At 64.4% G+C, this 18,473-nt stretch carries 16 protein-coding genes and 1 pseudogene; 6 read left to right on the forward strand and 11 right to left on the reverse strand.

The annotated features are described in order from the left end of the window. Positions 1-34: 34 nt before the first annotated feature. The 5 genes and pseudogenes from RJT48_RS16915 to RJT48_RS16935 all read right to left on the reverse strand — a co-directional run bounded on the left by RJT48_RS16915 (position 35) and on the right by RJT48_RS16935 (position 4,826). Positions 35-727, reverse strand: a complete 693-nt coding sequence (locus RJT48_RS16915) for a DUF7519 family protein (protein ID WP_311173514.1) — start codon at positions 725-727, stop codon at positions 35-37. Continuing rightward, on the reverse strand, positions 724-1,992 hold the full coding sequence (locus RJT48_RS16920; protein ID WP_311173515.1) for a DUF58 domain-containing protein: 1,269 nt from the start codon (positions 1,990-1,992) through the stop codon (positions 724-726). Before RJT48_RS16920 ends, RJT48_RS16915 begins: the two co-directional genes overlap by 4 nt. 8 nt (positions 1,993-2,000) lie before the next feature. After that, positions 2,001-2,600 carry a DUF7269 family protein gene (locus RJT48_RS16925; protein ID WP_311173516.1) on the reverse strand — a complete coding sequence of 200 codons (600 nt, stop codon included), beginning with the start codon at positions 2,598-2,600 and terminating at the stop codon, positions 2,001-2,003. 23 nt (positions 2,601-2,623) lie between these two features. Beyond that, positions 2,624-3,442, reverse strand: a complete 819-nt coding sequence (locus tag RJT48_RS16930; RefSeq protein ID WP_311173517.1) for a DUF4129 domain-containing protein — start codon at positions 3,440-3,442, stop codon at positions 2,624-2,626. Between the two features lie 553 nt (positions 3,443-3,995). After that, positions 3,996-4,826 (reverse strand): annotated as a pseudogene (locus RJT48_RS16935) (sugar phosphate nucleotidyltransferase). 453 nt (positions 4,827-5,279) lie between these two features. Between RJT48_RS16935 and RJT48_RS16940 the strand changes: the two are divergent. After that, entirely contained in the window at positions 5,280-5,414 is a 135-nt protein-coding gene (locus RJT48_RS16940; protein WP_311173518.1) for a hypothetical protein, read from the forward strand. A gap of 132 nt (positions 5,415-5,546) precedes the next feature. On the opposite strand, the gene ddfA is transcribed toward RJT48_RS16940, so the two are convergent. Then, the gene (ddfA, locus tag RJT48_RS16945; protein WP_311173519.1) at positions 5,547-5,900 is read right to left on the reverse strand and encodes a DdfA family disk-determining factor; all 354 of its coding nucleotides are present in this window, start codon (positions 5,898-5,900) and stop codon (positions 5,547-5,549) included. Between the two features lie 841 nt (positions 5,901-6,741). On the opposite strand from ddfA, the gene RJT48_RS16950 reads away from it, so the two are divergent. Both RJT48_RS16950 and RJT48_RS16955 read left to right on the forward strand, forming a co-directional pair. Continuing rightward, on the forward strand, positions 6,742-8,784 hold the full coding sequence (locus RJT48_RS16950) for a hypothetical protein (RefSeq protein ID WP_311173520.1): 2,043 nt from the start codon (positions 6,742-6,744) through the stop codon (positions 8,782-8,784). Then, a complete protein-coding gene (locus RJT48_RS16955) occupies positions 8,781-9,959 on the forward strand; it encodes a glycosyltransferase family 4 protein (RefSeq protein WP_311173521.1) in 1,179 nt (392 codons plus the stop codon). The genes RJT48_RS16950 and RJT48_RS16955 overlap by 4 nt, the downstream gene beginning before the upstream one ends. Before the next feature lie 99 nt (positions 9,960-10,058). On the opposite strand, the gene RJT48_RS16960 is transcribed toward RJT48_RS16955, so the two are convergent. After that, positions 10,059-10,355, reverse strand: coding sequence for a winged helix-turn-helix domain-containing protein (locus tag RJT48_RS16960; protein WP_311173522.1), 297 nt, complete (start codon positions 10,353-10,355; stop codon positions 10,059-10,061). Between the two features lie 552 nt (positions 10,356-10,907). On the opposite strand from RJT48_RS16960, the gene RJT48_RS16965 reads away from it, so the two are divergent. Then, entirely contained in the window at positions 10,908-11,417 is a 510-nt protein-coding gene (locus tag RJT48_RS16965) for a DUF7344 domain-containing protein (protein WP_311173523.1), read from the forward strand. A gap of 150 nt (positions 11,418-11,567) precedes the next feature. Here the strand turns inward: RJT48_RS16965 and RJT48_RS16970 are convergent, their stop codons facing one another. Together RJT48_RS16970 and RJT48_RS16975 are read right to left on the reverse strand one after the other, a co-directional pair. Then, a complete protein-coding gene (locus tag RJT48_RS16970) occupies positions 11,568-12,182 on the reverse strand; it encodes a metal-dependent hydrolase (RefSeq protein WP_311173524.1) in 615 nt (204 codons plus the stop codon). Continuing rightward, the gene (locus RJT48_RS16975; RefSeq protein ID WP_311173525.1) at positions 12,140-13,132 is read right to left on the reverse strand and encodes a DUF1616 domain-containing protein; all 993 of its coding nucleotides are present in this window, start codon (positions 13,130-13,132) and stop codon (positions 12,140-12,142) included. Before RJT48_RS16975 ends, RJT48_RS16970 begins: the two co-directional genes overlap by 43 nt. A gap of 385 nt (positions 13,133-13,517) precedes the next feature. Here RJT48_RS16975 and RJT48_RS16980 point away from each other — a divergent pair, with 385 nt between their 5' ends. Together RJT48_RS16980 and RJT48_RS16985 are read left to right on the forward strand one after the other, a co-directional pair. After that, positions 13,518-14,651 carry a DUF354 domain-containing protein gene (locus tag RJT48_RS16980; protein WP_311173526.1) on the forward strand — a complete coding sequence of 378 codons (1,134 nt, stop codon included), beginning with the start codon at positions 13,518-13,520 and terminating at the stop codon, positions 14,649-14,651. Positions 14,652-14,848: 197 nt separating this feature from the next. Continuing rightward, positions 14,849-16,009 (forward strand): antibiotic ABC transporter permease, encoded by a 1,161-nt coding sequence (locus RJT48_RS16985; protein ID WP_425604730.1) that lies wholly within the window; start codon positions 14,849-14,851, stop codon positions 16,007-16,009. 32 nt (positions 16,010-16,041) lie between these two features. On the opposite strand, the gene RJT48_RS16990 is transcribed toward RJT48_RS16985, so the two are convergent. Continuing rightward, positions 16,042-17,097: a sugar-transfer associated ATP-grasp domain-containing protein gene (locus RJT48_RS16990; protein WP_311173528.1), complete on the reverse strand. Its 1,056-nt coding sequence runs from the start codon at positions 17,095-17,097 to the stop codon at positions 16,042-16,044. Between the two features lie 290 nt (positions 17,098-17,387). Further along, positions 17,388-18,470, reverse strand: coding sequence for a non-hydrolyzing UDP-N-acetylglucosamine 2-epimerase (wecB, locus tag RJT48_RS16995; protein ID WP_311173529.1), 1,083 nt, complete (start codon positions 18,468-18,470; stop codon positions 17,388-17,390). Between the last annotated feature and the right edge of the window lie 3 nt (positions 18,471-18,473).

Consider the following 18,473-nt stretch of genomic DNA (forward strand, 5'->3'; position numbering starts at 1 on the left):
AACGTCCACGAGGAGGGGCGCTGGTGTCGCTGTGCTACCCACGAATCGCCGCGAGGAACAACAGGAGCGCGACGAACAACAGCGCGAATGCGGCCAGCGACAGGTCGCTCACCGCGATGCGGCGTACGAGATAGATGCCGGCGACTCCCGCCAGGCCGACCATCGCGCTGCCGGTCGTATGGATCGCCTGCAGTCGCCAGGCTGTCGCCGCCCGCCCGAGCTGTTCGCCGATGCTGACAGCGTTGTCGGCGGCGTCCCAGGCGACGATCGTGGCCACTGCGACGAGCAGCAGGTGTAACTCACCGACTGCACGGAAGAGCCCCGAGAGCACGACCGTCAGAAACACCCCGCCAGTACCGAGTTTGCACACGAGTCGCGAGCCGTTCGCCCTCACTGGTAACAGCGTTCCCACGAGTAGTGGAACGCCGATCAGTCCTGGGAGGAAGCGGAGCGTGTAACTGAGCGCGTGTGGCTCGTCGACGAAAAGCGTGAGTCCCCCGACGATAGCGCCCACACCGACGACTGCGAGCGCCGTTCCAAGTGTCCGGTGGCCGCGACGTCGGCTCGCGATACCGACTCCAACCGCCGCCAGGCCGCCGCCCTGGACGGCCAGCGTGGTGAGAACCGCCTCGCGAGCGCCGAGCGATACCACCACCCCGACTACGAGCGCGACGGCCACGGCCGCACTCGGCACAGCCGGTCTGAAGGTCGCTTCTCTCACGGTCATTTGTCGAACAGCTCCGGCGTATCCTGTAGTGTCGCCGCGAGGGATCGCTCCGGCGACCAGTCGACGACGGGAATGCCCGCCGCGCGCAGGCGACCGATCCGGTCGGTGCGCTCGATGGCCGCCAGCGTCTCACCGGAGCCGGTGGACGTAGTGACGTCGGGAGAGATGACGCTGACGGCGTGACCGCGTGCGTCGAGCAGGCGGATCGTCTCCGGGAGTTCATCGTCCAAAAGCGGCGAGAGCAAGAGCACCTGTGCGTCCTCGGGGAGCTGCGCGCGCAACTGGGCGGCCTGCTCGGCGAGTTCCGGGACGGATCCAGTGGGGGGTCGGGACTGAAAGGTGGCGTGTTGCGAAAGGAGAACCAGTGCGCGCATCCGATGGTCGCGGCCGGTGCCCGGCGAAAGCCAGGGAACGTCCCGGCCGAAGCCAGCGATCCCCACCCGGTTCCGGTTCGCCAGCATCGTGTCCACCAGTTCTCGTGCTGCGGCGATACTGTAGTCGACCGCGTGTGGCTCGCCGTTCGCCCCTCGGTAGGCCGCCGGTCTGGCATCCACGACGAGAACGACCGTCGCCGCCCGCTCGGCTCGGAACTCGACGGTCCGTAACTCGCCGATCTGGGCGTAGCGCTTCCAGTCGACGCGGTTGATTGGGTCGCCGCGGCGGTAGGCCCGCGTCTGGTAGAACTCGGCCCCGTTTCCCCCGTGATCGGCGGCGATCCGCCCGGTGACGTCCGTCGTCTGCGCGCGGAGCGGGGCTTGCGCGACGCTCGCTGTGCAGTCTACGGCCGTTTCCGACCCGGCGTCCACCTCGAGTTCCACCTCGTGACCGCCGCTGATATCGCGTGCCACCACCGTCGCGGGCTCGAATCGATGCTTTCCCCGCCTGGCCTCGACGACGTAGGAGAACGACGCTGTCTCGCCGGCTCGGAGGGCGGTGCCGTGGCGTGGGGTCCCCTCGACGACCGGGAGCGCCGGCGGGAGACCGTCGACGATGCGGAGGTCCGGTATCCACCCGTCCCCCACGTTCCGGACGGTGGTCGTCACCTCGAAGGACTCACCGTGGGTCGGCGAATCATCGCTGATGTGCCGCTCCAGGCGGATGTCTGGCTCCGGCGGTGAAGACACCCGTGGATAGGCCGCGAACACCACACCCAGCGCCGCGACCAGGAGCAGGGACGGCCGCTTCGCGAGCAACCCGAACCCGCCCGTCCCGAGCGTGACGACGAGAATCCCCAGCCAGCGGTCGGTCGGATACGAGTCGGGCATTTACGTCCTCACTGCCCCGTCACTCCGTTTCGACGGGCGACGATGGCATCGACCGTCCGGTCAGCGGCGTACGCGAGCCAGGTCTCCCTCCGCCGGAGCGCGACTAGCCGGATCGCTATGGGCGGCGGTCCGGCGTCCCGTTCCAGCAGCCCGGCCGCGACGGAATCGTCCGTCCACGAGCCGTCCGCGACGCGTCGCTCTGCATCGGCCGGGCGACAGCCCTCGGCAGTGACGATGGTGCGAACTGCGGTCCGGCGAAGCCGCCGGATCGTGGCCGCTCGCGCGGTCGGCGTCACGACGGGAACCAAGCCGTGCCACCCGGCGAGTCGCTGATCGAACCTCTCGCCGGGCGTCGGGACCGGCGTCGGGCGCTCGACCTCGGGCATCGTGGCCTGGTATCCGGCCTCTGCGCTCGAAGCGAACGTTGCGGCGGCAAATAGGAGCGCGCAACCGCCGAGGCCGGCGGCCAACAGGTAATCGCTGCCGAATGTCGTGCGCAACGTCGCTGCCAGCGCCTCGGCAGTGCCGTCGACGAGCGTGAAGGCAGCAAGCAGTGTGAGGAGCCCTGCCGTGCCGACTGCGACCTGCACCACATTCGGCGAATCCACCCTCTCTCCCCGAATTGGTCCGCTCATTCCGCTGTCCCCTCCTGCCGTCGACATCGTCGGAGGCACCTGAGCGCGCGGTCTGCACGCGTGGCCGTAACCGGCTCGTCGCCGTAGCGACTCTCCTCGAACAGTTCCGTGAGTTCCCCCACTGCGCGGCGATCCAGACCGGCACCGACCAGTTCCGCGGCGGTCTCCCGTGGTGTCGCGCTCGGATCGGGCTCGACGTCGGCCCACGAGAGCAACTCGAGCCACGACCGTTCGACGACATTCTCCGGTGGGTGGAACGGTCGGTCCTCCTCCGGGCCGGGAGCCGGATCGTCGGCCGTCGACAAGCGACGGTCTAGGTGGCGTTTCACCCACGCGAGGATGCGGTTGCGCTGGGTGACCGAGAGCAGGACGCCGACGACCACCACCAGCCACAGCCACGACGAACCCAGAGCAGACAGCAACGCCGCGAGTTTCGCCAGCAACCCCTGGTCGGGATCGGCCATCCTGTCTCCCCCGGCCAACTCGTTCTTATCGGCCTCGCCGGAGCGCTCGTTCTCACTGGTCTCGCCGGAACGTTCGGCCTCACTGGTTCCACCGGAGCGCTCGGCTTCACTTTCGGGCTCGGTCGAACGCGACGCACTGGCAGCCTCCTGGTCCTCACTAGAGCTCCCTGAGTGGTAGGACTGTTTCAACTCCGAGGCCTGCCCGACACTCAGCGGAAGTGACGCGAAATCCAATTCGATCGCCTTCCCGGGGGACGTCTCGACGGTCGACTCCAGTGACGCCGAGAGGCTCACCATCGCGAGGAGACAACAGACCACGACCGCGATCGAGAAGATGCGCCGGTCGATCATCGGTGGTTCCCCCGACACGAGATCGAACCGTGACCCCGACACGAGATCGAACCGTGACCCCGACACGAGATCGAACCGTGACCCCAACACAGACTTGGACCCACAGGCGGCCGCGAATCCGCCGAAACGTCGGACTGTCGGATCGCTTGGGTGAGCGGCGAAATCGCGGCCGAGGCTACCCGTTTCATCTACTCTCCCAATGGGAGGTCCAGTACGTTATTATACACCTCCTACTCGGAGCGACAGCGCGAGCGGGGAGTTACACCGACCCGGCCAGCGTGTCTTCGGTCGGTGTTACGGAAAGCCGAGGAGAAAGCCCCGTGCTTCAGCGCGGGGAGGATGTCAAAAGCCCACGCCGTCCGGTGGAATCGTGCTTCCGTTACCACGACCGTCCGGCCGGGCCGGATCCCTTTCACCCTGTCTCCGGGAGCGTACGACGTCCCCAAGAGCGATAACGGCGGAAGCAACGCCGGTGAGCACTCCTGTTCGGTCGAGGCACTCATAATGTCGAGGCACTTATAATGACTGTTGTAACTGACTCCAACACTCGGTCTCAGTCGGAGGTGGGCCCCTCGCTCCTGACGGCCGACCCACCGTCGTCTGCTCGGAGTCTGCGACTGGCGCGGTCGCGGTCCTCCGGATACCCGACGTCGACCCGCCAGCCGTCCATCGGAATCGCCTCGATGGTCCGGCCGGATTCGAGCAGTAGATCGATGGTGTCCGGGAGTTCGTACTCGCCGCCATCGGAAGGCTGGACGAGGTGGCAGGCGTGGAAGATCGCCGGCGAGAAGGTGTAAAACCCGGTCATCACCAGATTCGACGGCGGATCGTCGGGCTTCTCGACCACCTCGACGATCTCACCGCGGCCGTTGGTCTCACAGACCCCGTAGCGCCCGGCCTCCGAGAGCGGAACTTCCTCGACGAGGAAGGCGGCATCCACGTCCCCGCGGTGCTGGCGTTCGACGACGTCCCCGAGGTTCGCGCGGAAGATGTTGTCTCCGAGCATCAACGCGAAGTCATCGTCGACGTACGGTTCGGCCTGCAAGAGCGCGTGTGCGAGGCCGAGTTGCTCGCGCTGGTGGGCGTACGTGATCGGCACCCTCGGAATTCGTCCTCGTACCGGTCGATTATCTGCTGTTTTCGGTAGCCGACGACGAACTCCGAGATGCCGAGTCTGACTATAGTAGCGTTCGCAACTGATTGCTCATCCGATCGCTCGCAGTCGTGCGATCGGATGAGCGAAGACTTGCGAACGCTACTATAGCTGCTCGAAGACGTGATCCAGCAACGGTCGCCCGACCACTTCGACCGGGGCCTTCGGCGTATCGTCGGTCAGAAGTCTGAGTCGGGTTCCCTTCCCCGCTGCGAGAATGACTGCTTTCATACCCGCCCCTCACCGGAACACTCCCAAAAGTATGAACCGTCTTATTCGACCTCTGCTCGCCCCAGCAGTACCCGGTATGGACCGCTCTCGGTTGACCCACGGACCGTGATCTCGCGTGCGGGACTGTCTGTAGGGGGCGCTGAGATGGCCCCGGACTTATAATACGCCTTCGTAAGGACCGTGAACGTCTGATACGGACTGCCGGACTGTTCACGAGGGAGACAACCAGATTCGTCAGCGACTTGTGGCCACCAGTGTGTTCCCTCGGTTTGGTTCGACAGCACCAGAACGAACGGGGTTTCCGAAAGGGGTGCGATCTTTCGACACGTTTTAGGAGTAATAGGTCCTTTATTATAGTTCGTTATGGAACGACAGTCCTACAGAAGCCGGTATGAAACTACTAAAAACTAGTATGAGCAATGTAACTATAGTAATCAGAGGCCAGTATGAGGTATGGTTGGATTGTCAGACCAAGATATGAAACGGATCAAGAAGTTCAACGAGACGCCGTGGTACGCGAAAGACCCGGAGATCTTGGTCCCGACGGACGGGGACGAGGAGTCGTCTCGGGCCGGAGCATCGGACTGATACGGCGCTAATAACCATCTAGGGAGTTCGAAGTAATCCGGTGCTTACCCCCGTTACTCCCGTAGTAAGGAACTCCAGTTGCTGCCGGAGGCTGGGCAGGTCGCGAAAGTGTCTCGCGCGAGTCGGCGCCGGTCAACAGTCCACAGAGTTATCCTCGATCTTAGCGTCGATCCCGCCTCGCGGCTGGAGCATAATCTCCCCGTCTCGATAGACCGTGACCCGGTAGCCCTGGTAGTTGAACGATACTCGGTCGTTCTCGCTGCCCGGGTGCTTTCGAGAGAACAAGCTGTCTAGGGCGTCGGCGTCGATGACGTCGTTCAACGGTCGCAGTTCGGTGGGATCTGACCCCGATAGCTCTGCGACGGCGAGAACGATATCGGTAGAAACGCCTTGCTCGGGATCGTCAGCTCGAAAAACCCGGACTTGTTCGTCGCGGTTAATTTCGATATCCGGACGGTCAAACGAGCGCCAGCCTTTCTCGGTCATTGGAACCAGCTTGATATGGTATATTTATAAAACCTTCTTTATCCCGCGATTGCAACTCAGTCCGATTTACGATCGTATCGCTCGGACGATTTGGACTACTATTTCGCTGACTGCGACGGGATCCAACCGCTCGCCCGCTGTTACACCCTTCTGCATTAGTTTAACAGCCTGTTAATATATTACTAACCCAATTAAGACCTGTATAAGAGGTCTGTACATCTCCGGACGGGGCGGAACAGCCGATCTGCTGTGAGGTGGCGATTTTCGGTTAGCGCAACGAAAAACGCAATTACACCGACGGGCCGTCCCGATCGTAGCGTTTGCACGTCTCCAGTCACACGATCGCACGACGAGGCGCGGGTGACTGATACTGACTGTTGTCGTCTCTTCTCGGTGCTCGCCGGCACCGCTGGTGGCGATCAGCGGTAAAAATTTACAACAGTCAATATGCGTACTCAGTTGCAGCCGCTACTCGGTTCACGGGGGTCCGCCGTGTTCGAAACCGATCCTCACCCCGATTCAGTTCCACGACGACGCTTTTTGAGCGCAACGGTGATCCCGATAACAATACCGACAAGGAGCAGGAGTCGTGTTCGTTTCATTGCAGGTTTAGCAAGATCAGACGGCTCCATAAGTATGAACTGGATACCCACGCGGTGCCCGGAGTCGAGTGCCGAATTCGGGGTACCCGCCAGGATCACCGCCACGCAGCGGACGGTAATCGATGTATAACAAAGCCCGTAAGCGAAGTCAAATCGGCCGTGAACACTAACGGACACGAACAGCGGCGACACCCCGCTGGGGGTGCCAGTCAGTCCGGTCGACAGAGAGGAGATGGTGGATGACGCGAGTCCGGAATACTGGTGGTGCGTTCGCCGGTAAACTGGCGCTCGCAGTTGGCTACCTCTCGCTTGCAGCGGGCCTCGTCGTCGCGTGGGATGCGCCGGCGAGCAGCTACGAGGTGTCTATCTACGCGGCGACCCCGCTTGAGTTCTGGGTCGCGCTGGCTATCGCAACGGCGGCCGCTGTCGGAGTGTCGCTGCGTGACGACGGACAGCTCCCGCTCGCCCTGCTGCTCGGGGGGATATCCGCTCTTGCGGTGGCGGGGTTGCCGACGATTCGAGGCTATCACTTCTACGGCCGTGCCGATTCACTCGTTCATCTGGGCTGGACGCGGGCGATCAACGTCGGCAACGACCCACTGGCGTTGTTCTACCCCGGCAGCCACCTGCTCTCGGTGAGCCTCTCGAAGGTCGGCGGGATCGAGATCACGCGGGCGATGATGTTCGTGATGCTGCTCTACATCCTGCTCTTTTTTATCTGCGTACCACTGTGCGTGTGGTTCATCTTTCCTGACCGTCGGGCGTTTGCCATCGGCGCCTTCTCGGGATTCCTCCTGCTTCCGATCAACAACGTCAGCACGCACCTGCACTTCCATACGTACTCGATGACGATGCTGTTCGTGCCCTTCGTTCTCTACGTGGCGTTCACACACCTGCTTGATGACGAGTCGAGAGCGGCCATCGGGGCTCGCCTGAGCGACGGGGGTCGAACTGCCGGCGCACGGGCGAGTGCCCACCGAGAATCGGTGGGCCTCAAACTCGGCTCGATCGAGGCGGTCCCCACGACCTACCTGCTGCCGCTTTTGTCGCTCGCATTGGTGCTTTTTCACCCGCAGGTGGCGCTGAACGTGCTGATTCTCCTCGGTAGTATCGCGGTCGTGCAGTTGTGGTATCGGCGGTATCGACCCGGGAAGTCCCTCGCAGCACACCGCGCCCTCGTCCTGCAGGCGGCGGTGTTGTTGGTGATCTTCGTCGCCTGGGTGCAGACGCACAACGGGGCCTTCGTCAGGACGGCAGACACGATGGTGGAGTCGGTGATGGGATTCATCGAGGGGACGGCTGGAACCACGCCACGGATCGAAAGTCAGGCCGAATCCGCGGAGACCATCGGCGTGAGCATCTGGGAGATGTTCGCGAAACTGTTCGGCATCGAGGCCGTCTACGCGCTGCTCGCCTCCGGCGTGGTTCTCGCTGTTGCCACCGGACGGCTCGACCGTCTGAAACAGGCGAAGCCGATGCAGTCGATGCCTGACGTGGGTAGCGACGTCCTGACGCTTTTGTTCTTCGGGGTGCTCGCGCTGTTGCCGTTTTTCGCACTGCACTTCGTCGGATCGATCTCGACGTATCTCTTCCGACACGTCGGCTTCTCGATGATGCTGGGAACGATCCTCGGCGCCGTCGGAATCCGATATACGCTGGCAGCACTCCCTGTCCGGTTCACCGAGCTGATCCGTCGCGGCAGACCGATCGTCGTGGTGGTGGTCGTTCTCGTGATCGCAGTGTCGGCCGCCTCGATATTCCCCTCGCCGTCCGTCTACCTCCCGGGGAGTCACGTGCCAGAAGCCGAGATGGATGGATACGCGAGTTCGTTCGCCAGCCAGCCGGCCGACTCTGGGGTCTGGTTCGGTGGAGTTCGAACCTCTTCCGAACGGTACGAACAGGCCCTCTACGGGGCCGAGTCCGCACCGTGGGCAGAACAGGTGGTTCCGGAGCCCAGAGATAGCGGCGCGGTTCCCGAGACAGCGATGCTCGACGGGTTGCCGGCCTACTACGCAACCCTTCCCGACCCGGACCAGCGCCGGGATCACTACTTCGTAGTCTCGGCGGCCGACCGGGGCCGTGAGATAAGCGCCTACGACAGTCTGCGGTACTCGGAGGCCGCCTTCGAGGCCGTCGACGCCCAACCCCACGTGGGACGGATCCGCGACAACGGTGAAGTGACGGTCTACTACGTGGATGTTTCCGGTGCGTCTGCCGACCGGCCGGCGGGGGAGAACGACACGGACGGGACGGCCGACGCGGCGGGGGAGGCCAGCGAATGACCGACGATAGATCGTCCGCGGACCCCGACGAGACAACCGACGCGGGCAGACTACCGGCCGACACGACCCTGCTCATCGTCGGACCGGCGGGCTACAAAACCGAGCGGACCGGCGGAATCGGCCGCTATATCGCCGAGCAGCGTCGCCATCTCGACGATCGACTGTCGTACGACGTAATCGATACCGCGATCAGGACACCTTCGGGTCCGATCGGCTACCTCCGCGCCCTCGTGACTGTGCTTGCGGGGTGGCTCAGCTGTCTCCTCCGCCGCCGACCTGATATCGTCCACGTGCACACGTCCCAGGACGTCTCGTTCCTGGTTTCGACACCGTACGTCCTCCTGGCGGGACTCGTGTGGAACCGGCCGGTCGTCCTGCACGTCCACGGCTCGTCGTTCGACGAGTACGTTGCGGACGCCTCCCGCCCCCTCGCAGCACTGCAAAGTGCGGTCTTCGGTGCGAGCGACGCGATCGTGGTTCTCTCGGAATACTGGCGCGACGCCCTCGCTGTGCGTGCGCCTGCGGAGAAACTGGTCGTGCTCCCGAACGCGATCGACCCTACGGAGTACGTTCCGGACCCGTCGGCTGACCCACCGCATCTCGTCTTCGTCTCCAACCACATCGAACGCAAGGGGATCGTCGAACTGACCCGGGCGATTGACAGCCTCCTGACCGCCGGGGTCGAGTTCCGGGCGACGATCGCCGGGGCCGGACCGCTCTCCGAACACGCCGAAGCGCTGGCGTCGAAACACGACGAGGTGGAGTACATCGGGTTCGTTCCGGAAGAACGCAAACGCGAGCTGTTGAGCGAGGCTAACGTCTACGTCCTTCCGACATACGCGGAGGGACTCCCCATCGCGGTGCTGGAGGCGATGGCCGGCGCCAACGCGATCGTTTCGACAGACGTGGGGGCAATCCCGTCAGTCGTGGACGATCGGAACGGAGCGGTCGTTCCTCCCGGGGACGTGGACGAATTGACGGTGGAACTCGACCGGCTGCTCTCCGACCCCGCGATGATCGAGCGGATGGGACGGGTGAGCCGCCGACGGGTCGAGGCCTCCTACGCGTGGGATGGGATCATCGAGGACCTCCTGGCGCTGTATGCGGGGCTCGTCACCGACTTCCCCGAGGAAAGTTCCCGCACTGGCACCGCAGCCGCGACCGTCGATCGGTGAGCATCGGCGACGCGGACGCCGACCGGAGGTGAACCTCCCCGGCAGTTCCGGCACATCCCCGAAGTGGTTCGGGGGATTCCGCGGAGCCGACTGTCCGTATCAGTCGATCAACCCTTCGGCTTCGATCCGTTTCCAGAGCTGTTGGCCGCGCTCTGTCATCCCGTAGATCCGACCCTTCTTTTTTTGCTTCGATACCAGGAGTTCGACCAGCGACCGTTCACGGAGTGCCCGAAGCGCCCTGGAGACGTGGGTGATCGGGAGCCCCGTCTCGGCTGCGATACTCGACGGTATCGACGGACCGGTCGCGAGCGTCTCGAGTACCGCAATCCGATATTTAGAACTGATGACAAATCCGATCTCGTCCCACTCATCAGTATTGTCCGCCTCGTTAGACATCGTTGGTGATACTGTCGGAAGGTGCGCCTCGCTGATATACGAGTCGATGTTTCACGGTTATCGGCCGACCATTTACGCGAACGAACGACTCGAACGGAAACTGATCAAACCGCCCGACTGCTCCCGGTAAGCAACCCTTACTGAACGAGCCGTCGGGTACAGTAGCGCTTGCAACCGTCGTTCGGCCGGTCCCTCGATAGTGCGCGATTGGGGTGGGTGAAGACGTACGAACGCAACGATCGGGTCGCCGTCTTGGCATCGGGTGGACCACGCTTACCTCCGCGGTGTCCCTCGATTTTCGAGCTGTAATGCCGCTGTCGACTCACGGGCCGGAGATGGGCAACCGGATGTATTTCGATATCTCGCGCCTCGAAAGTACGAGCCACCGATTCTTGGCGGACGGTCGCACTCTGCAGGCGAGGAAATTCCGTCTATTGCTCTCTCTAACTGCGAAGTGGAAGCTACTATACGACTCTTAACAAAGACAAGGGAGAAGAAATGTCGGGTAGCACCAGCACGGGACCGACCCTTCGCCAACACAAGAGCATCCAGATGTCAAACGTACCTGACGAAGAACTCAGCCAGGACACCCTCTTCAGCCTCCTCAGCAATCCACGACGACGGTTCGTCCTGCAGTACCTCAACAGGGTCGATACCCCAGTGACCCTTCAGGAGCTGTCCGTAGAGACGGCTGCCTGGGAGAACGAGACTGACGCGGAGAACCTCACTGACCAGCAACGAAAGCGCGTACAGGTCTCGCTGTACCAGACGCACATCCCTGCACTTGAAGACGCGGAGATCATCGAATACGACAGCGACAGCGGCGAAATAACGCTCACCGACCGAGCCGACGACCTCAATGTCTACCTCCACGGGGATGTCGAGGAGGAGGACCGGCGCTGGGCGATGTACTATCTCGCGCTCGCGGTCACTGGCGTGGTCGTCTACGCCGCGAGCACGCTGATAGCCGGCGTCGGCGAGTTCTGGACGACGGTGATCGGCCTCGTCTGGGTTCTGGGATTGGCCGGACTGGCAGTGGTCCACTACCTCGAGGAGAAATAAATTCCCACATCTATCGCCCCGGATCACTATCCGTCGACGAACAGCGGCCGGTGCCTGCCGTCGCCTTCCGTCGGCGCACCGCGGGTCGTTGTCAACGATAGACCGCGCCTCGCTGTCCATTTTCGTGCGAGTTCGGCTCTTCCGTCGACGCTATGGCTTTTCAGCGCGTCGCCACGGCTTGAGTCCGGGCATCCCGTCGTTGAACCACAAGCCGACGGTGACGAGCAGTAGCACGCCCTGGAGCAGGAAGTACTGTCTCCCGGTCGGCGTGGCGAAAAGCTCCTGACTGTTCAGGAGGAGGTCCCAGACTCTGTCGGCGAAGCCGGCCGACGCCGATGCCGGTTCTACCGTCGACCGGAGCGGCCACAGGAACGCCGGAAGTAACGGCGGTTTGCCGAACAGCCAGCCGAACAGGAGGTCGCCCAGAACGTGGGTGACGTGACCGACTGCGATCGCCCCGCCGGGTCCGGGATGCCCGCGTCGGTAGAGCCAGGCGCCCAGGAGGACGGCGATCGGCACGCCGACCAGAAGCGAGTGTGCGATGCCGACGCCGCTTTCCATCACTCCGAACTGCCAGGCGAGCGGCTTGTCGACGAGATCCGGCACCTGTGTCGCCACCGCGAGGACGAAGGCGTTCCGCTGGGACGGCGCTCCGGCTCCCCGGAGTCGCTCGAACGCCGAGTAGATGACGTAGCCGACAGCCAGATGACCCCACGGCCACATCAGTTCGAGGACCCCGTCGCACCCGGTCCCACGTCCACCCACACGTACACGTTCCGATAGGCGGTTTCGACTGTCGGGCTCTCGGGTGCATCGCCGCGATAGAGGTAGACGGCGATCCGGAGGTTCTGACCGGTGAGCGCGTCGTCGGCGCTCACCTGCCGTTGCCAGGTATCGCCTTGGTCGAGCGCGAACTCGTATCTGCCGATCTCCGCCTGTTCGACGACCTCGACCGACTGTCCCTCGATGCGCACGCGCTGGAGGTGTGCCACGGCGGTGTAGTCGACCGACGCCCGTTCGTCGTTCGTGACCCCAACGGTGATGTTAGCGGACTCGCCGGACCCGATCGTCGCCGGATAGTCGCTGGCGACGGCCCGATCGCCGGATTCTGTCAGGAGGTGAAGGTCGGTCGTCCCGGGACCCTCCTGCGGCGCCACCAGCGCCCCTCCGAGCGCGGCGGTGGCCGCGATGACGCTCACCGCTAACACCCCGTTCACCAGGAGTGCTGTGGAGGACATCCCGGTCGGGGACGGCAGGTGGGACGTCGAGTCCTGCTCGCGGTCCGGTGTCGGGGCGTCGGCTGCCGCGGATCTCCCCCGGCGGACGGCCGTCAGTACCGACACGATCACGACGTACCCGGCGACAACTTGGACAACCGCGACGTCGGTGAACGACAGCGAAGAGAGATACGTCAGGATCGCCAGCACGGGGATGACCGCCATACTGAGGCCGAGTGTGAGCGCGAGCCGTTCGACCACGCTCGGTAACGACCAGTCGCGGGGTCGTCTCCGCTCGGCGTAGGCCAGCTCCATCGTGACGTAGCCCGGCAAGACGAAAAGCAGCGCCAAAGCCACCGGAAGCCCGACAGCGGCCGTGGGCCCCAGAACGCTCCACCCGGCGACGACGCCGACGACGCCGGCGCCGACGACGCCGACGACGAGGAGGAGATCCCGATTCGCCGACACCAGACCGCTGTCAATGACACGACGCTTCATACTGATTGGCCGACCCTCCGTGGCTCCTGCCCGTTCACTCCGGACGGTTGTCCGTGCGAATCCCTCATCGCCTCCTGCAAGGACGAGCAGGCGTATGGTTATTCCGCGCCTACGGTCTCCCCGTCCCCTCGTTGCGTCGCATCGGTCCGGACGTCGGCACCTCACGCAGTAAGATGGCATTATCGAAGGACGCACCAGGGGTGACTGCCTGGTCGGTAGGCCGCCGTTCCCTCAGTTGGGAAAGTAAACAGTCCCTACTGGGCCAGTCCGTGCTGCCCTCGGTCGATGGACCTCCGGTGACGGCTCCGTCCGCTTTGCCGCCGGCGAGTCATCTGCGGTCGAGTAGGTCCTTCATTACAAACGGTCTACAGCCAAACGTCGCGATATGCGATACGTCTTCTTTACAAACACTCCCGCACACGTGCATCTCTACAGGCACGCCGTCGACCGACTCGAGTCGGCGGGCCACGAGACGCTCGTCCTCGCCAGGGATTACGGGTGTACGGTTGCGCTTCTCGACTGGTACGACCTCCCCTATCGCATCTACGGCGAGTGTGACACGACCAAAGGTTCAGTGCTCCGAAACCTCCCGAGCCACTACCGTACCATCCTTCCGACGGTTCGCTCGTTCGATCCGGATATGATCTTCGGGGTCGGAGCGTACGCGGCCCACGCCGGGTTCGTGAGCCGAACCCCGGCGGTACTGGTACTGGACTCGGAGCCGACCTCGATCGATCACAGGGTCTCCCGCCCCTTCGCGGCGGCCTTCCTCACTCCCCACGCCTTCCGAAAGTACCTCGGGACGAACCACTACCAGTTCCGCGGGTTCAGCGAGACGGCCTACCTCCATCCGAGTGTCTACGAGCCGAACCCCGACATCCGGGAGGCGCTCGGGATACCGGCCGACGAGCCCTACGTCGTCCTCCGGTTCAACGCCTTCGGCTCTCACCACGACGTCGGCCAGTCGGGATTCACGCCGGCCCAGCGCCGACGGCTGATCGAGACCTACGCCGACCGGGCCACGGTGTTCGTCTCCGACGAGGGCGGAACGCTCGACGTCGAGCAGCTGCCCGCCCGACAGTTCGACCTCCATCCCGCCCTGTTACACGACGCGCTGGCCGCTGCGCGCCTTGTGGTCGCCGACACGCAGACCGTCTGCACGGAAGCGGCGTTGCTCGGGACGCCCGTCGTGCGATCGAACTCATTCGTCGGCGACTCCGATATGGGGAACTTCAAAGAGCTCGAACGGCAGGGGCTCATCTACAACACCACCGAGTTCGACGAAGTGATCAGTACGGGCCTGGCGGTACTCGAAGACGACTCGGTCGCGGCCGACTGGCAGCGGCGCCGGGACGCCTACGTCGGGGGTCTGGTGAATCTCACCGAGGTCATCGTCGACGTGGCCGAGAACGCGGGCCCGGAAGGGGTCGACGGCATCGAACCGTGGCGAGAATCAATCGACGACGGCGAAGCGGTGGACGCGTCGGAGTCGCTCCCGCTGGCGGAGGAGGCACCGTGAGCGATCCTTCCGTGGATCCGAGGACGAACGGCTCGCCCGTGAGCACCACCGACCGAACCACCTCCGGCAGCGACAATATCGCCGGCGGAACCACGGGCTACGACGCGGCTGAAGCGGAAGGCAATCCTGGCGTCAGGCCCGGTGAAGCCGGTGATGCAGGCGTTTCCAGCGCCGTCGGGGCCGACGACGTCGGAGGACTGCTGGCTGAGACGCTCGCGTACGCCCGGGACCGCGAGTACACGGGCTGGGATTACTTCGACGGGATGAGCAGCCGAATCCGACAGCGGCTTCCCGTCGAGAACAAGTGGCTCAACCTCGCGTTCCAGGAGGGAATCAAGCGAGCCCCGATCAATCTGCGACGGCTTCTGTTGGTCGAAAAGCGGCGGAATTACAAGGGGACGGCGCTTTTCACCCTGGCCAACCTGGCCGCTTTCGACCGCCTCGGCGAGGATCGGTACCATCAGGAGGCCCTCGCGCTGGCCGACTGGCTGATCGCGAACCGGACGAGGGGATACGCCGGATTCTGCGGCGGACATCAGCACGCGACCCAAGACCTCCACACGCGTCGACCGGCGAAGACGCCGGGAATCGTCTCCACCGGCTACGCCGTCAGAGCGTTGCTTGCGGCCGCACGCTTTGATCCGATGTACGCAGAGGTAGCCGAGACGGCCCTCCCGTTCGTGTTCGAGGACCTGAACTACCGAGAGACCGCCACGGGTGCGCGGATCGATTACCACGCCAGCGCGAACGGGGAGGATCCGATCGTCCTCAACGCCAACGCGCTGGCTGCCCGGTTGCTGCTCGACGTGCACCACCACGACCCCCGACCGCGCCTCCGGGAGCGGGCGGAGCGCGTGCTCGACTACGTCGTCACCGAGCAGACTGACGCCGGTGGCTGGATGTACACCGACCCGCCCGACGCCTCGCATCTCTCGATGGACAACCACCACAACGGCTTCATCGTCGAATCACTGCTTCGACATCGTGCCGTCACCGGCTCCGATCGCTACGCTGACGCAGTGGAACGAGGCCTCTCGTTCTATCGGAACACGCTCTTCGAGGATACCGGCGCGCCCAACTGGGACGAGGGAAGCCAGTTCCCCCGGGACATCCACGCCGCCGCGCAGGGCATCGTCACGTTCAGCGAGGCCGGCGACACCGAGTTCGCGCGCCGTATCCTCGAGTGGACCTGCGACAACCTCTACGCCGGCGACGGACGGTTCTACTACCAGAAACGTCGCTTCTATACGAAGCGATTCACGCTGATGCGCTGGTGTCAGGCCTGGATGGCCTTCGCGGTCGCCAGGCTGGTGCGGGCCGAAACTGGCCGCACTGCAGGCTCTGCGGCGGACACCTGAACGGTGAACGGGCAGCGGGATTCGCGACTGTCTTAGACGACGCCGTGATGCTCGTAGAAGCGCCGGACGCGGTCGTCGGCCAGCAGCGGTTCGTGAACCTGTAGCAGGTCGACGTCACAGAACGCGTTCCCCTCGATCAGCGCGAACCCGCCCTCGTCGTCGGTGACGACGATGTCCCACCCGACGTACGACCAGAGCCCGCGATACTCTTCGGCGAGGTCGAGGAGACGCTCGCGGATCTGCGGCCACTCGGGGACGGTGGCCCCGCTGATCGGGGTGTCGGTGTCGGGGTGGTGGGTCATCCGCGCGACCGACCCGCCCTTCGGCGATGCGACTGCCTCGCCGATCGTGCCGTCCTCGGTATCGAACGCGGCCGTCAGCCCCCCCGACGACCAGTTGTCGACGATGCCGGTGTTCGACCAGCCGAACCGGTGGACTGCGGCCGCGATGAACGGCTCGCCCGTGTCGGGGTGGATCATCGTCAGCACTCTGATGGTGTTGGCCGCACCGGGGTAGATCTCCCGCGCGTACTCAGCCTGCTCGACGTACTCGACGACCATCCTGTCGGGCCCCGACGAACAGATCTCGGCCAGTTCCGATTCGCTAACCGGCTGCCCGTCGAACTGTAGCTGTTGGCCGTCCGATTCGAGCAGGGCGACGCCCGTTCCGCCGGCCTGTTTGAGCGGCTTGACGACGACGGGATTCTCGCGGACGAGGGCGACGAGGTCGTCGAACGTTTCGACGTCGCCGCCGGGGACGGGTGTGACTCCCTGATCCGCCGAGAGGATCGCGTGGAACGTCGGCAGCAGTTCGGCGTGGGTCCGTGACACCACGAGCTGGAACAACGCCGTGTTGTTGAGCGCCATCGTGTTGGGCTCGTTGAGTCCCTCGGTCCGGAGGTGTTGGACGTCCGAGAGGTACGCATCGACGGTTTCCTCGGAGAGGTCGTAGATCGCGTCCCGCGAGGAGAGAAAGCCCTGGCGATACAGCCAGAGGCGGCGGGCGACCGGGAGGTCGTACCGGCGCAGGTTTTCCGCCTCCATATCGATCCCCGTCCGCAGCACGTCCACCGGCCGTTTCGGTAACATAGTGGGACGGTTACGACGTCGGGTGATAGTTACTCCCTCACTACAGGCGTCGCGGACGGGGGACCCTCACCGACACTGTCGCCCTGCCGACTGTCGGTTATCGGCGTCATCCAGAGAACGGGAGATGCGAGATGACGACCGCCACCCGAGAGGGAGCCCTCTCGGAAACTGGACTGCGTCACGACCTCCGCGAGCGCGACTCCTCTCGGAAATCGGACTGCGCTGCGACTTTCCCGAGTGTGACCCCCATCGGAAATCGGACCGCGCTGCGACTGTCCCGAGTGTGACCCCTACCGGAAACCGGACTGCGCTGCGACCTCCTCGAGCGCGGTGACCGTTCGCTCTGCGGCGTCGCCGCCGCCGTAGAGCGTCGGTTTCGGGGGCATATCGATCCGGGCAGTCAGCGCCGCCTCGATCCGTTCGGGATCAGCGCCGACCAGGACGTTCCAGCCTGCCTCGACGGTCTCGACCCACTCGGTCTCCTCTCGGAGCGTCACGCAGGGCGTATCGAGGTAGAACGCCTCCTTCTGGACGCCGCCCGAGTCGGTCGCGACTCGCGAGGCCGCCTCGAGCAGCCGGAGGAAGTCCAGGTAGCCGACGGGATCGATCAGCGTCAACTCCGTCGCGGCGCGCTCACGGAGGCCGTGTTCGCGGAGGGCCGCCTCGGTTCTGGGGTGGACGGGAACCACCACCTGCTCCGGAACGGCCGCCAACCCCTCGATGATGGCCGCGAGCTGCCGTGGATCGTCGGTGTTCGCCGCCCGGTGGACCGTCGCCAGAACGAATTCGTCCGGGGCGACCGCCAGCTCCGAGAGGATCGTCGATCGGTCGAGTGCGCGCTCCCGGACCGCGAGCACGGCGTCGTACATCACGTCGCCGGTGACCACGACGCCCTCGCGGATTCCCTCCGCCGCGAGGTTGTCGACGGCGTTCTCCGCGGGGGCGAAACATAGGTCCGAACAGTGATCGGTGAGGACGCGATTGACCTCCTCGGGCATCGCCCAGTTGTCGCTCCGAAGTCCGGCCTCGACGTGCGCCAGCGTCGGCTCCCGCTTGGCGGCGACCAGCGCGGCCGCGAGCGTCGAGTTCGTGTCGCCGTAGACGAGCACCACGTCCGGCGTCTCGGCGTCGAGCACCTCGTCGATCCCCCGCATCATCTCGGCGGTCTGCCCCGCGTGCGAGCCGGAACCGACCCCGAGGTTGTACGCCGGTTCCGGGATGTCCAGCTCCTCGAAGAACACCGACGAGAGCGCCTCGTCGTAGTGTTGGCCGGTGTGAACCAGCACCTCCTCGTGGGCATCCCGGAGCCGTTCTGAGACGGGCGCGGCCTTCACGAACTGTGGTCGCGCCCCGACGACAGAGCAGATCCGCACGGG

Origin of the sequence: Halobellus ordinarius (assembly GCF_031823395.1) — an archaeon.
Classification (GTDB): Archaea; Halobacteriota; Halobacteria; order Halobacteriales; family Haloferacaceae; genus Haloquadratum; species Haloquadratum ordinarius.